The 14428-nt window shown below is 61.0% G+C and carries 11 protein-coding genes; 3 read left to right on the top strand and 8 right to left on the bottom strand.

Annotation, left to right across the window (positions count from 1 at the left end):
- Positions 1 to 5: 5 nt before the first annotated feature.
- The 3 genes from ACSSVY_RS09630 to ACSSVY_RS09640 all read right to left on the bottom strand — a co-directional run bounded on the left by ACSSVY_RS09630 (position 6) and on the right by ACSSVY_RS09640 (position 5329).
- Entirely contained in the window at positions 6 to 1295 is a 1290-nt protein-coding gene (locus ACSSVY_RS09630; RefSeq protein ID WP_454269334.1) for an NAD(P)H-dependent oxidoreductase, read from the bottom strand.
- Between the two features lie 147 nt (positions 1296 to 1442).
- On the bottom strand, positions 1443 to 3398 hold the full coding sequence (gene tkt / locus ACSSVY_RS09635; RefSeq protein ID WP_454269335.1) for a transketolase: 1956 nt from the start codon (positions 3396 to 3398) through the stop codon (positions 1443 to 1445).
- 161 nt (positions 3399 to 3559) lie between these two features.
- The gene (locus tag ACSSVY_RS09640; RefSeq protein ID WP_454269336.1) at positions 3560 to 5329 is read right to left on the bottom strand and encodes a PHA/PHB synthase family protein; all 1770 of its coding nucleotides are present in this window, start codon (positions 5327 to 5329) and stop codon (positions 3560 to 3562) included.
- Positions 5330 to 5923: 594 nt separating this feature from the next.
- Here ACSSVY_RS09640 and ACSSVY_RS09645 point away from each other — a divergent pair.
- The gene (locus ACSSVY_RS09645; protein ID WP_454269337.1) at positions 5924 to 6079 is read left to right on the top strand and encodes a hypothetical protein; all 156 of its coding nucleotides are present in this window, start codon (positions 5924 to 5926) and stop codon (positions 6077 to 6079) included.
- A 79-nt stretch (positions 6080 to 6158) separates the two neighbouring features.
- Here the strand turns inward: ACSSVY_RS09645 and ACSSVY_RS09650 are convergent, their stop codons facing one another.
- A complete protein-coding gene (locus ACSSVY_RS09650; protein ID WP_454269338.1) occupies positions 6159 to 6854 on the bottom strand; it encodes an anti-sigma factor in 696 nt (231 codons plus the stop codon).
- Positions 6851 to 7405, bottom strand: a complete 555-nt coding sequence (locus ACSSVY_RS09655) for a sigma-70 family RNA polymerase sigma factor (RefSeq protein WP_454269376.1) — start codon at positions 7403 to 7405, stop codon at positions 6851 to 6853. The genes ACSSVY_RS09650 and ACSSVY_RS09655 overlap by 4 nt, the downstream gene beginning before the upstream one ends.
- A gap of 379 nt (positions 7406 to 7784) precedes the next feature.
- On the opposite strand from ACSSVY_RS09655, the gene ACSSVY_RS09660 reads away from it, so the two are divergent.
- Complete coding sequence (locus ACSSVY_RS09660) at positions 7785 to 10334, top strand: calcium-binding protein (RefSeq protein WP_454269339.1); 2550 nt, start codon at positions 7785 to 7787, stop codon at positions 10332 to 10334.
- A 202-nt stretch (positions 10335 to 10536) separates the two neighbouring features.
- On the opposite strand, the gene ACSSVY_RS09665 is transcribed toward ACSSVY_RS09660, so the two are convergent.
- A complete protein-coding gene (locus tag ACSSVY_RS09665; protein WP_454269340.1) occupies positions 10537 to 10698 on the bottom strand; it encodes a transposase in 162 nt (53 codons plus the stop codon).
- A 125-nt stretch (positions 10699 to 10823) separates the two neighbouring features.
- Here ACSSVY_RS09665 and ACSSVY_RS09670 point away from each other — a divergent pair, with 125 nt between their 5' ends.
- Positions 10824 to 11018, top strand: a complete 195-nt coding sequence (locus ACSSVY_RS09670) for a hypothetical protein (protein WP_454269341.1) — start codon at positions 10824 to 10826, stop codon at positions 11016 to 11018.
- 135 nt (positions 11019 to 11153) lie between these two features.
- Here the strand turns inward: ACSSVY_RS09670 and ACSSVY_RS09675 are convergent, their stop codons facing one another.
- Both ACSSVY_RS09675 and ACSSVY_RS09680 read right to left on the bottom strand, forming a co-directional pair.
- Entirely contained in the window at positions 11154 to 13454 is a 2301-nt protein-coding gene (locus ACSSVY_RS09675) for a molybdopterin cofactor-binding domain-containing protein (RefSeq protein WP_454269342.1), read from the bottom strand.
- Positions 13455 to 13457: 3 nt separating this feature from the next.
- On the bottom strand, positions 13458 to 13910 hold the full coding sequence (locus tag ACSSVY_RS09680) for a (2Fe-2S)-binding protein (protein WP_454269343.1): 453 nt from the start codon (positions 13908 to 13910) through the stop codon (positions 13458 to 13460).
- Positions 13911 to 14428 lie beyond the last annotated feature (518 nt).

Below are 14428 nucleotides of genomic sequence, written 5' to 3' on the forward strand. Positions count from 1 at the left end.
CGCAATCACCCCGCTATGGCGGCGCGGTAGAGCGTTGCGGCATCGTTGCCCGACAGATCGACATCGTCGAGCATCAACACCGCCCCTGCGGCGATGTCGCGCGTCAAGCGCACCCCATGGGCCAGACCAATGGGCAGCGCCGCCCCCGCCCGGCTGAGCGGCAGCGCCTTGCCCCAGACGGTATAGCCGCCCTCGCCATCGAGCACCTCGCCCGCCGTAAGCGGGCGCTTGGCGACCGAGGCTACGGTGCCGCGCATCTCGCGCGCTTGGCCGGTGGGCTCGTGGCGCAGCGCGGCACTCAGGACGGAAATCGACAGTTCCAGCCCGATCAGATGAAAGGGCTTGTACATCGACGCAAAGCGCCCGGTGGAATCCGTTGGCAGGCCGTATTGTTTGAAACAGGCTGCGGCATAGTCATTGGGGGCCTCGAGCACCACATAGACGCCCCAGCGCAGATCACGGAATACAGGCCGCCCGTCGCGTTCGAGCGAGGACACGGTTTCAACCATGCCGCGTCGGTCCAGTTGCCCGCCCACCGCGCGCGGGCGCAGCACATGCGCCAGATCATCCACGCCACATGGGGGGAAGCTGAGGCCATTGTCGGGCACATCAAGACCGCAGGCATTGGCAATCGCCACCATCTCGATGGCGCTCTTGGTGCCATCGAGAAAAGAGTTGAACATTTGCGGATTCATCCCCGCTGCGGCCGCCTCTTGCGCGGTCAGGCCATAATGCGACCAGACGTCATCGGGCGTGACGGCATGATAGGCAGGCAGGTATTTGGTGCCCTTGCCCGCCGCCGTGACGTGAAATCCGGTGGCGCGCGCCCAATCGACCATCTCCGACACGAGCGCCGGTTGATCGCCGTAGGCCATGGAATAGACTACGCCCGCCGCCCGCGCCTCGGCAGCGAGGAGGGGACCAGCCAGCACATCCGCCTCGACATTCACCATCACCACATGCTTGCCGCCTGCAATGGCGGCGCGCGCATGGATAATCCCGGCGCGCGGGTTGCCGGTGGCCTCGATCACCACATCGACATCATCCCGCAGCCCAAGGGCTGCACCATCCTCGACATAGGCCGTGCTGGCAATGCGGCTGTCGTCCCAACCGACGGCAGCGCAGGCAGTCCGGGCGCGGGCGGGATCGAGATCCGCAATCGCCGTCACCTCGAGCCCCGCGATGGTCGGCACCTGGCTGAGAAACATCGAGCCGAATTTGCCCGCCCCAATCAGCCCGGCCCGGACTGGCCGTCCGCGATCAGCTGCCTCTGACGCCAGTCTTGCAAGGTTCATTTCAGTCTCCATTTCCAAGCGCAACTCATCCGGCGCAAGTCCGTAGTCAGGGCGTCAGTTGATCATATCTGTCTGACCCTCGACAAGCTGATTCCAGACGGACGTCGCCCCTTGGAGCCGAGGCAAAGGCAGAGCGTTGGGGAGGTGTCAGATCGTCGCCGCTTCCAGCAAGATACGTTCTACCGTGATCCCGAAATGCTGATAGAGCGCTTCGGATTTGTCGGACGCACCAAACCCTGACATGCCGATGAACCGATCATCTGGTCGCAGCCATCGCTCCCAACCAAAGGCCATGGCCGCCTCAATCCCGATGCGAGGCGCGACCCCCAGCACGGCATCGCGATACGCCTTGTCCTGCGCATTGAACAATTCCCAGCACGGCATAGACACCACGGCCGCGTTGATGCCGCGCGCGCGGAGTGCCGCGCAGGCCTCGACCGCAAGCCCGACCTCGGTGCCCGTTGCCAGAAGGGTGAGATCACGGGGGCCTTGCGGCTCAATCAGAACATAGGCACCGCGTGCGGTCAGGTTTTCATCTCTATGGCTGCGCACCTGTCGGGCGGGTTGTTTCGAGAGCGCGAAGAGGCTTGGACCATCGGTGGCGCGCATCGCGATATCCCAGGCCTCGGCGGTTTCCACCGCATCGGCGGGGCGAAAGACCCGCATATTCGGCATGGCACGGAAGCTGGCCAGCACCTCGACCGGCTGATGCGTCGGGCCGTTGCTGCCCACGCCGATGCTGTCATGGCTGAAGACGAAGAGCGCGGGCAAGCCCATAAGCGCGGCCATGCGCATCGCGGGGCGTTCGTAATCGGCAAAGGCCAGATAGGTCACATTGACCGGGCGCAAACCGCCGTGGGCGGCGATGCCGTCGCACATCGACCCCATGAGATGTTCGCGCACGCCGCAATGCACATAGCTGCCGGTCGGGTCACTGGCGCTAAAGGCCGCGCGTCCGCGTTTGTGATTGGTCGGCGCCTCCAGATCTGCGCAAAGCACCGTCAACTCGGGCAGGGGCCCACTCAGCGCCTCGCAGACCTCGCCCGAGGTGGTGATCGTCGGGCGCGCTGCGGTGTTGGCGGCCTGATCCTGCGCGATCCGGGTTTGGGTCTGATCCCAATCCGACGGCAAGGCCCCCGCCACCCAGCGTTGAAACTCAACAACATCTGAATGCTGCGCAAGGCGGCTGGTCCAGTCGGCACGCGCCACAGCCCCGCGCCTCATGGCCGTGGCCCAATCGGCGCGGATGGAGTCGGGGATATCAAAGGGCGCATGGGGCCAGTGCATGACCGCGCGCGCCGCAATCGCATCCTCTGGCGTCAGCGGCGCGCTATGCCCGCCGCGCTGCCCCTCTAGCCGCGGAATACCGCGCGCGATGGTGGTCCGGCAGGCAATCAGCGACGGGCGCGGATCAGCCATCGCCGCAGCCATTGCCGCTGAAATCGCCTCGATGTCATGCCCGTCCACCTCGGTCACATGCCAGTTCGCGGCACGAAACCGCGCGGGCACATCCTCGGAAATCGACAGAGCCGTATCGCCATCATCGGTGATGTGATTGTCATCCCAGAGAAAGGTCAACTTGCCCAAGCGCAAATGCCCCGCCAGCGAAATCGCCTCTTGTCCCACCCCCTCTTGCAAACAGCCATCCCCGACAAAGGCCCAGGTGCGGTGATCCACCAGCTCGCTGCCAAATCGCCCTGCCAGACGCGCCTCTGCCACGGCCATGCCAACGGCGCAGGCAATACCCTGCCCCAAGAGGCCGGTGGTGATCTCGATCCCCGCTGCCTGCTCGATCTCGGGATGCCCGGCGCACACCGACCCCAAACGGCGAAAGGATTTGAGCGCATCAGTGGTGACATGCGCATAGCCCGCAAGGTGCAGCAGCGCATAAAGCAGCATCGAGCCATGACCATTGGACAGGATCACGCGGTCGCGGTCTGGCCAAAGCGGGTCTTTGGGATCGACCTTGAGGTGACGCGCATAGAGCGTGGCCGCAATCTCTGCCATGCCCAGCGGCACGCCCTGATGCCCCTCACCGGCGTTCAGAATGGCATCAAGGGCGGTAAAGCGGATGGCGTTGGCCATCGAGTGAATATCGGTCATGCGGTCGGCCCATTGTCAGAATCCATCCTGTCCTAGCCGATCTTGGGGACAATAGTTGTTTAGTTTTCCTAACGAGGCTTTGCATATTTCGCACAATCTATCGACCTGCATCGGTGTTAGCGTTTGGCGAGGTCAGCAGACCGGGAGGACCGAATGACTATTCAGAACCGAGTTGGCGCACTCTCCAATATTTCATTGGAGATGCGGGCCTGGAACATCCGCCGCAAGGCGCTGCGTATGGGTGAAGTGCAGGGCTGATGGATATATGTCCCCGGTGCCGTTTCCAGACCGGGATAGTCCGGATGTATGCCGGGCCGGCGCGCGGGCACCGCACCGTTGGCTTGGCTGTCCAGCCAGCTTGTCCATTCCGGCCACCAAGATCCCAACTGCTGATCATGTGCCGCCAGCCATGTGTCGGGATCTCGGTAGAGCGCCCCGGCGGGCCGGTGGCCGATCCGATAGTGCCGCCCTTTGTGCCCCGGCTCTGACAGAATGCCGCTGTTATGGCCGCCCTTGGTGAGCAGGAAATGCAGATCGCAGTCGGTAAACAGTGCTGTCTTGTAGACGGATTGCCATGGCGCGATGTGGTCGGTTTCGGTGCCAATGACAAAGAGCGGCGCCGAGATATCTTTGAGCGCAATCACCCGGCCTTCGACCGCGAACCGCCCCGCCGTGATGCGGTTCTCCAGGAATATCCCGCGCAGATATTCAGAATGCATCCGCGCCGGCATCCGGGTCGTGTCGTTGACCCAGACAGTGATATCTGTGGGCAGGTCCGGCTCGCCGAGGAAATAGCGCCTGACTGCGCGCGACCAAATCAGATCCTCGGACCGGATCGCAGCGAAGGTCCCGGACATCTGCGGCCGGTCCAGATAGCCCTGCGACCACATCAGATCCTCGAGAAAGGCGACCTGACTTTCGTCGAGAAAGAGCAGCAATTCGCCAGCTTCGGCGAAATCCACTTGGGCCGCCATCAATGTGACCGACGCCAGTCTGTCATCGCCGTCGCGCGCCATCGCCGCTGCCGCGATGGCCAGCAGCGTGCCGCCAAGACAATAGCCATTGGCATGAATTTTTTGATCCGGCACGATGTCGTTGATGACGTCTAACGCCTGCATGATCCCTTGTTTGCGATAGTCCTCCAGCGACAGGTCCGCATGCTCTGCCCCCGGATTGCGCCATGAGATGCAGAACACCGTGTAACCCTGCCCTACCAGCCAGCGAATAAAGGAGTTCTCGGGCGAAAGATCGAGAATGTAGTATTTCATGATCCATGCTGGCACGATCAGCACCGGCTCGGCCTGCACCTCCCACGTGGTGGGGGAATACTGGAGCAACTCAATCAAGTCATTGCGATAGACCACCACGCCCGGTGTGCATGCCAGAACCTTGCCCAGTGCAAACTCTGTCGGCACGGGCCGATGTTCCTGTGCCAGAATGTGACGGGAGTCGTCGGCGTAATGCGCGACCCCATCGAGCAGGTTGCGCCCACCTGTCGCCTGAGTCTTTTCCAGAATCTCCGGATTGCCGTGTGGGAAATTTGACGGCGATACGGTATCGAGAAGCTGCCGCATCATGAACCCGGTCCGATCCGCGTTCAGACGGCGCAATCCGCGCAGTTCCGATGTCGCGGCATGCCACCAGTCCTGCGTCGCCAGAAACCCCTGCTGCCAGAGGGAAAAGGGCGCCCTGTCCCACCCCATGTGCGACCAGCGGGTGTCATTGGGCCCCGGCCTGAACGGTTTTTCAGAAGGCTGGCCGAGTATCTGTGCGGATGTGTAATGCGCAAGCCTCAACGCATTCGCCTGCGCCCGCTCCATCAGCTCCAATTGCCGCCCCGACGCGCGGCCCAGATGCATCGCCCAGTCGCTCCAGGCATCAATCATCGCGTGGGGCGAGAGCCCGCCGGTAAACCGGGCGAGACTGGCCATGGCACTTCGGTCGAGCGCGGCGTGGGGATGAGGTTCGCGCTTGTCGGGAGACGGCTTTTGGGCAGGTGTTTGAACCAGAGGAACCACAACAGAATGGGGCTTTGAACCCTCCTTGTTGGGCAACTGGATCTGGCTGCGAGTGGGTTTTCGAACCATGCTGCGATGCTCTCCTTGGATCTGAGTAGTGCAAAAATTTGGGCGAGCGTGATCGTCATATCCTCGCGAGTTACAATCCAGCGCGAAGCTGCCCGCACGGCGCGCAAGGCACCGATGGCACGCGAGCGCGCGCCGCCCAGCGGTCCGGGCGAAGAACACTCTTCGCTCAAAGTATTCTCCAGATCCTGGGAAAAGCACCTGACATGGATCAAATATGCATTCGAATTCGTGAATTCCGGTGGAAGATGTTGTCCCAAGCCCAATCGTTCGACATTTTTAAATTGAACGACTGCACAAATCTCTCAAAAGGAGACCGGCTCGGCTGTTCAACTCGCTAGGTCAAGACTCATGCGCTGCAGTCGCCAGTCGGCTTTGAGACCACACAGCACAAGCGGAATGAGGCAGGTTTCCAAACAACCCAGGTATTTCCAATCTGTCATGTTCCGCGACTTGAACTTGGCAAAGACCTGGACCGGCAAAGATCACACCGGCGCAAAGACCAAGGGCGAGGCGGTGCCAATCTCTCAGGTCGCCGATCAGTGTCTCATGGCGGAATTCTTCATCGCCATGCAGAAGTTTAGCGAAAGGTTCTGAGGCGATTCAACGCCACAGGGTAAACAGCGCCACCTGTGACTAAGACACAAGTCGAGGCAAACCGCCAAAGACCGATGGTTCACGTCCTCGGGTCCGTGACGCCCGGAACGTCGACGGTGCCAAAGACCCGTCCCGATGGTCGGCCTGTCGGCGACCCTCCCGGCGGCTCTTCGGAAATGCCAAGGGTCAGGGTGCCCCGCACCGCCGCAATCTCGGTCGGAAGCGGCAGCACCACGCTCTCTCCATCAGGCCAAATCCCCACAGATTGCGCGGGCTCGCCCGGCCCATGCGCCCAGACCTGCAAGATGCGTCCGGCTGGCGCCGCCCCGGCGGTGCGGGTCAGCAGGATCTCATTCGTGGTCTTGTCAACCAGCGCTATGACACGAAAATCTCCCCCGTCTGACGTGATCTCGGCCGTGTAGAGCGGGCCAAGCGACGACGGCACCACTGGACCCAGATCGACAACCGCAAGCGCGACGGCGACGGCCAGCGCGCCACCTGTAAGGGCCTGCCAGAGTCCAAGACGTTTCCAGAGCGGCACGGGAGCTGTTTCCGGAAACAGGCGCTGTAAGAGCGCATCTCGTGCCCCGGAAGGCGGTGCAACGGGGTCGAGATCGGCCATCTGCGAAAGTTGAACCTCCCACCCCACGACGCGCGCCGCAAAGGCGGAGTCCGTTACCACGCGGGAGCGCGCGGCGACGTGCGCCTCGCCCGACAGCAACCCCATCGCATATTCCGCCGCCAGCATGTCATCTTCATCAAAGATGTCGGTCATCGGGTCATGCACTCCCGCAAGGCTGTGAGCCCTCGTCTGAGCCAGGTCCGCATCGTGTTGAGGGGTATGCCCGCGCGCGCGGCCAACTCAGCATAGCTGAGCCCGTCGAGATAGGCCCCCGTGATGGCTGCGCGCCGGTCCTGCTCCAGTTCTTCGAGACAACGCTGGATGCGCCCCGCCTCAGAGCGCGCCAGAGCGATGTGTTCCGGATTGCCCCCCGGCGCGGCAAGACCCTCGTGATAGTCCTCAATGTCGCGATGCAGCCGCCGCGCCCGGAGCCGGTCAATCGCCGTGTTGCGCGCAATCGTGATGAGCCAGGTCATCGGCGAATGGCCGGTGACGCGGTAGCGCCCTGCATGGGCCCATATCTTGACGTAGGCGTCCTGCATGGCGTCCTCGGCGGCATGATCCTGATCCAAAACACGAGCGCAGACCGCATATAGTTTCGCGCTTGTGGCATCATAAAGTGCAGCAAAGGCAGCACGATCCCCGAGCGCACAGCGAGAAATGAGATACTCGAGATCTTCGGCAGAGCGCGCCCCTCCGGAGATCGAGTGGGGATCATCATCGCCTGTCGCTGACCTGAGGGGTCTGGTCTCGGGATTGGTTTTGATCGTTCTTACCCAGTCAAATAAAATGTCGCACGTCCGGACATCTACGGTCCTGTCGAGTCGCGGCGCTCGCGAATTGGCTCGCATTGGACGCTTCAATGCAAGCAAAAAGGACTCCTCCCTCCTGTTCAAGACAAATTTAACCCTGACCGCGCGCGATTACCTATGGGGCGGTGCATCCCGGCATGAGTCCAAATTGATTTGCGAAATAGGACTCGTGCATCTGAAGGTCTTTCAAAGTTCTTGCACCCGATTTTGAAACTTTGCCTCGCCTTCTTCCGTGACTGTCAGGTGACGTTTGCAAATGCGAGGAGAAATCATGGCACATCTAGCGAATAACTATGCATCTTTTGAAACCTTTCTGAGGAGCGCTGAGTCGACCTATACGGTTGATTTCATTGCGCTCAATGGCTCAGGCGTCAGTGGGTCGATGATCCTCGCAATCGGCGCACCGGAAGCGACTGGCGAACAGTATCTGAATGTGTCGATTACTGTTGAGGGGATGGAGCCGAACCAGCCGGTGCCGCAGCACATCCATGGTCTTTTTGATGCTGGCGGCAATCCTGTGAACTCGCAGACGCCCGACATCAACAGTGACGCAGACCGGGACGGGTTGGTGGAAGTGCTGGAAGGTGTGGGGCAATACGGTGACGTGCTTTTGACATTGAGCGGAGAAGGCGACACGCCAACGACCAATGCGGATGGCTCGTTCACATATATTCGGGCCTTCGACATAAATGATGCGTCCAACTTCTTTAGTCCCGTTACAATGAACGACTACGTCGGCGCCGATATTCTGCCGTTGACCTTGCGTGAAATAGTTCTGCACGGCGTTTCTGTGCCAGCTGGTACTGGCGCTGGAACTACGGGTGAAGTTGATGGCACTCAAGACGGGTTCGTACCTATTCTACCCGCCGCTGCAGGCGAGATTGAACAGATCAGCCTTGCTGAGGCTTTGTCCTTGCTGGACGATCAACGCGCCATGGGCGGCGCAGCTTTCGTGCTGGCCGACACTGGTGAAACGGCCACTGGCACTGAAGGCGACGACAGTATTGATGGCGGCGCGGGTGATGACGTCATTATCGGTCTTGGCGGTATGGACACTCTGACCGGCAATGACGGCAGTGACGATATTGACGGTGGACTTGGTGACGACGTGATCATGGCGGGAAGCGATACCAATATCGTCAACGCTTCTGACGCGGGTGCCTCAGGGGCATTGTCGCGCGCTGAATATGACAACGGCTATGCCGGTGGTGCCGGGGATGACGTGATAGTCGGCGGCGCAGGTGATGATATCATCACTGGTGACGATGAGAGCAGGGTCTCAACCGTAACCGGAGAGACGTTCAATCCTGATGCTGACGGGTCGGACACAATCTTTGGTGGTGCCGGAAACGACGAGATTCATACCGGGTCCTGGGCCGATAGCGATGATGGATTTGGCAACACTCAGACTGGCATGGCGTCTGATGAGGCGCATGGCGGGGACGGCGACGACATCCTGCGCGGCGCGGGGGGTGATGACATCCTGAATGGCGATGCAGGCAACGATAATATTGGCGGCGATAGCGGCGCGGACAGCATGACGGGCGGCGCAGGCGATGATGTGCTCTTTGGCAATGCCGGTGCGGACGTGATCGACGGCGGCACAGGGAATGACACGCTCCAGGCTGGTGCGGGCGATGATGATGACGCCTTCAACGCTGCCAGCTTTGGGGCTTCGGGCGCTTTGCCGCTGTCGGAATATGACAACGGTTATGCGGGCGGGGCCGGCGATGATCTGATCGAAGGCGGCGCTGGAGATGACATCATTACCGGCGATGACGACAGCCGTGTCTCGACGGCCACGGGTGGCCTATTCGATGCAGGTGCCGACGGATCGGATACGATTTTTGGCGGTGCAGGCAATGACGAGATTCACACTGGAAGCTGGTCTGATGGCGATGATGGGTTGAGCAACATCTCAACTGGTCTGATGGGCGACATGGCCTTTGGCGGTGATGGCGACGACATTCTGCGCGGCGCAGGCGGCAACGACTTTCTTGCCGGAGAGGCTGGTGACGATGACATTGGCGGCGGCGGCGGTGTGGACAGTATTGTTGGCGGCGACGGCAATGACGTTCTCGCAGGCAATGACGGCGATGATATCCTGTCGTCCGGCGATGGTGACGATGTAGCCATGGGCGGCGACGGCGATGACATGATCGGCGGTGGCCTCGGCAATGACATGTTGTCAGGCGGTGCTGGCAACGATGTGATCGGTGCTGGTCCTGGCGACGACACTGTAGACGGGGGCGATGGAGACGATATCGCCAACGGTGGCGCTGGCGACGACGTTCTGATAGGTGGAGCCGGGAACGACAGGCTCGGTGGTAGCGAAGGCGCAGACGCGGTGAGTGGCGGCGAGGGTGACGACCTGATGGGCGGCGGCGCCGGGATGGACGTGATGAGCGGCGGCACGGGCAACGATCAAATGGGCGGTGGCCTTGGCGACGATCTTGTGAACGGCGAAGACGGCAACGACTTTGTCGCGGGTGGAAATGGTCGCGACACGTTGAACGGTGGTGATGGCGACGACACCTTGAACGGTGGTGATGGCGACGACGAAATGCACGGGGGCGAGGGGCTAGATGTCTTTGTCTTCAACAGCTTCAATTCCGGAGAGATCGATGTGATCTCAGATTTCGACAGTCAAGGTGATCTGCTCGATCTGCGCGGCGTCACGGAGGGCTTTGATGGTCTGAGCATTTCATCGACATCCTTTGACGGGTCCACCTCCACGGAGATCAGCTACGAGGATCACACGATCGTTCTTCTTGATGTAGATGCCACAACGCTGGATGGGAGCGATTTCCTCTTTAGCTAGAAAACCTTTGACCGGGGGCCTTCGCAATCCGTGATGGCCCCCCGTCCCAATATGTGAGATCGAGATAACAGGTGCTGTGAAGAGCTCGCAGGCGACGTCGTGGAAAGTTTGGGCATCGCATCTTTGGGCACGGGAGATCCATTGGCTGTTTGATCGCCCATCGAAGTCTTTGTTCAGTGCCAGAATTGCAAGATAACACCGCTCAATGAAGATGTTTTCGACGAAGCGCGCGTTTCCACTGATGGATTAGTGTCGGATGAACCCCGAACCGGCTCGCCAACTCAGCAGCGGTCTCTTCGCCCTTCAAGGACTCCACTGCGACCTTCGCCTTGACCTCGGGTGCGTGCTGCTTGCGTTTCGACATCTCTGATCTCCTTCGTGTTGAAGATCAGCAGACTGCAAACTGAAGCTGATGTCAGTGTCTGAATTTCGGGGGATAGCTCACACTTCGGTATCAATGCACTCATAGGGCTGATCGGATCCATCGGCGTGTCGAACAACGCCGCGCTCATCAGCATGACCGCGTTGCAGGAGGACCCTGAAGCCGCGACCGTTGATCAAAATGCCATGCCCGGCGTGGTAGTGGCGTCGTCGCGGCACGTTGTGTCGACGACGATCACGCGCGTGGGGGGCTTCCTGCCTTTGATTCTTGCCAGAGGAGCCTTTTGCCGCCCGCCGCAATGACGGTGGCGGGCGGCGTCGCGTTTTCGGCGATCATGTCGTTCTATTTCACGCCGCCGGCATTCCGACTGGTCGACCGCCGTCAGACACTGGCTAATGACTGGTTTGGGCCGGTTTTTACGCCGCCCCACCCCGACACTAAGCTTCGTTGCCCATGGGCAGCGACCTGCGACGCTCTCCGGTGGCGATGAAGAGCGCATTGGCTATGGCCGGGGCCACCGGTGGCAAGCCTGGCTCGCCTACACCGCTCGCGTGCACCGAGAACGGATGCGGAACGATGTGGGTCTTCACCGTCGGATAGTTGTCGGACCGTACCACGTCGTAATCATAGAAGTTCGACTGAACCACCGCGCCGTCCTCGAAGGTGATGCCCGAATGCAGGGCAACCGTCATGCCCATCACGGCAGCGCCCTGAATCTGGCTTTCCACCCGCTCTGGATTGGCGCAGAAGCCACAGTCAATCGCCATGTGCATCTCCGGCACCGTGATCCGGCCGTCCGCGATCTTCACATGCGCCGCGCAGGCAACATAAGAGACGAAACTGCGGTGCACCGCGAGGCCAATCCCTTCGCCCGCCGGCAGATCCTTTCCGAAGCCGATGCCATCGGCGGCAAGGTTCAGCACATGGGCCAGCCGCCCCGTGTCGATGGGAAACTCCGCCATCGGCTCGCCGTAGTTCCAGAAGCTGTCCGGCCACCCAGAGGCCGCCGGATCCAGTAGACGTGGCGCGCCAATGAGGTCGAGCCACATCTGTCGCTGGTCCTTGCTAAGCTCATCGGCAAGTTCCCCAACGAAGGACCCGATGGCCCAAGCGTGCGGGAGATTCGATACCGCCCGGAACCAGCCGATCCGCGTATGGGCGAGCGCCTTGCCGCTTTCGCAGCGAATGTTGGGAATGTCGAACGGAACGTCGCTCATGCCCATTCCCTGTTCGAGCGGCAGAACCTTGCCCTCGTCGGGGGCGAAAGTCGACAAGATCGACGGCGCCACCGACCGATGCAGCCAGCCCGTGACGTTGCCTACATCGTCCAGCGACACTTCGATCCGCTCGGCGGAGGTGGTGTGGTAGAACGAGTGGCGTACGTCGTCCTCGCGCGTCCACTGCACTCGAACGGGGGCGCCTACCTCGCGCGACAGAAGCGCGGCCTCGGTCACGAAATCAGCCTTGGACTTACGCCCAAAGCCGCCCCCTAGAAGCGTGACATGCACCTTGACCTGCTCCGGGTCGAGGCCCAGCGCCTCGGCCGTATCGGTCCGTGTGGTATAAGGGCTCTGCACCGGCGCCCAGATTTCCAGACCTTCCGGGGTGTAGCTTGCGATCGCAGCCGGCGGTTCCATTGGAATGTGGGCGATGTGCGCCTGGGTGTAGGTTCGGGTGAAGGTGCGCGCTGCGTCGGCGAAGGCTGCGTCCACGTCGCCCTGATCCCGCGCGGAACTGCCCGGCTCTTCGGACGTGGCAATCAACTCCGCCATGTAGGTTTCAGAGTTATAGCTGCCGTGCTCTCCGGCGTCCCACTCAATTTTCAGGGCCGCGCGACCCTGCAATGCTGCCCAGGTGTTCTTCGCCACGACGGCAATACCGCCCAACGGCGCAAACTTCCGGGCAAGCCCGCCATAGGGGATTTCGTGCACGCTCTCGACCCCGGACACGGCGAGCGCTTCGGTCGCGTCGAAAGACGCTGCTTTACCGCCAACCACTGGCGGGCGTGCGATGACAGCGGTCTTCATGCCATCGAGCACAACGTCGGCACCATAGATGGCTTCGCCGGTCGTGATATCGCGCAGGTCGGTGATCTGCACCTCGCCCTTTCCGATATACCGGAACTGGTCCTCAGTCTTGTAAGTGATCTCTTCGTGCGTTGGCACCGGCAAAGCCATGGCCGCCTCCGCGAGGTCACCGAAGTCCGCCGTTTGACCCGTCGGCCCCTTGACCTCGTGCATCTCCACCGTCACGTCCGCGGGATCGACACCCCATTGCGTAGCAGCGGCATGGGCCAGCATTGTACGCACGGACCCGCCAATCTTGCGTGCCATCTGAATATGGTGGCGCATCGAGCGTGATCCGTCGGTGTCCTGATTGCCATACCTGGGTTCGTCCCCAGGCGCCTGGACGATCCTCACGCGGGACCAGTCGGCCTCCATTTCGTCAGCCATGACCATCGGGATCGACGTGCGACTGCCCGTGCCCATTTCAGAGCGGTGAGCGACCAGCGTGACAGTTCCGTCGGGATCAATCGAGACGAAGACGAGCGGGTCGTCGACAACTCCGTGCGGCATATCCGTACCACCGGTCGGGTATTTGTCAAAGGCCCGCGCTGGCACTGCATAAGCCGCCAGCGCAAAAGCACCGGTGGTGCCCAGAAATCCCCGGCGGGAGACATTGGCAATACGGACGGTTTCGGTGGCGATACCGGAATTCGGTTCGAGATACTTCAGCATGGCTCAGCTCCCCGTGCTTGCAAGACGGACGGCATCGACGATCCGCTGATAACAGCCGCACCGACAGACATTGTTTGACATCGCGGCCAGAATTTCGTCGTCCGACGGCTTAGGATTCTCGTCAAGCAGGGATGCAGCCTGCATGATCTGGCCAGTCTGGCAGAACCCGCATTGCGGCACGTTGAGATCCCGCCAAGCAACCTGCACCCGGTGGTTGCCTTCGGGGTCGAGACCTTCGATCGTCGTGACGTTTGCACCATCGACCTCGCCGAGGTTCAGCTGGCATGCGCGTTCGGCCTTGCCGTCGACATGCACGGTGCAAGCGCCGCAAAGACCGACGCCGCAACCATACTTCGTGCCGTTTAGGCCAGCCAGATCGCGTATGACCCAGAGAAGCGGCATGTCCGAGGCTTCATCAAACTCCGTTTCGGTGCCGTTCAAGATGAACTTTGTCATGTTTCCTCCCAACAGAAATGCTTTCTTAAGCTGCGCCCTGCGGCGCGTTCTCCAGCTTCTACCCCACGCAAAAAATACCTGTGAATCACCTACAACCCTAAGAATACCACATAACCTGCGTCATCGGGATTTGGACTGCGCAGCGGTGCTGACGTACCGGGCCCAGGCAAGGTTGTGTTGAGGTTTGGAGAAGAGGGCGCTCGCATGAGCACCAGTCGTACGAGGCTGGGGTTCAGGTCCAGGTTTCTGGATTTGCTCGGCTGTGCCTGCATTGTTCAGGCCTTCCGTACGACCTTCTTTCGCTCTTCCAAGATGCTGCACTACGTGCGAACGACTGTTCTGGTGACAAATGCGACCTCAATTTAACTCCCGGCTTTGACCTCGTCGATATGGTTGTTCTTGGTGGTCAGAATGGCCTCGGCGCGGCGGATGGTTGACGTAACCGACCTCAAATACCGGAGCTCTACCGATACCCAAGACGTCGGTATATCGCGACACAATCGCTCTCCATGCGGTGC

It is taken from the genome of Roseovarius sp. MBR-51, assembly GCF_053628575.1.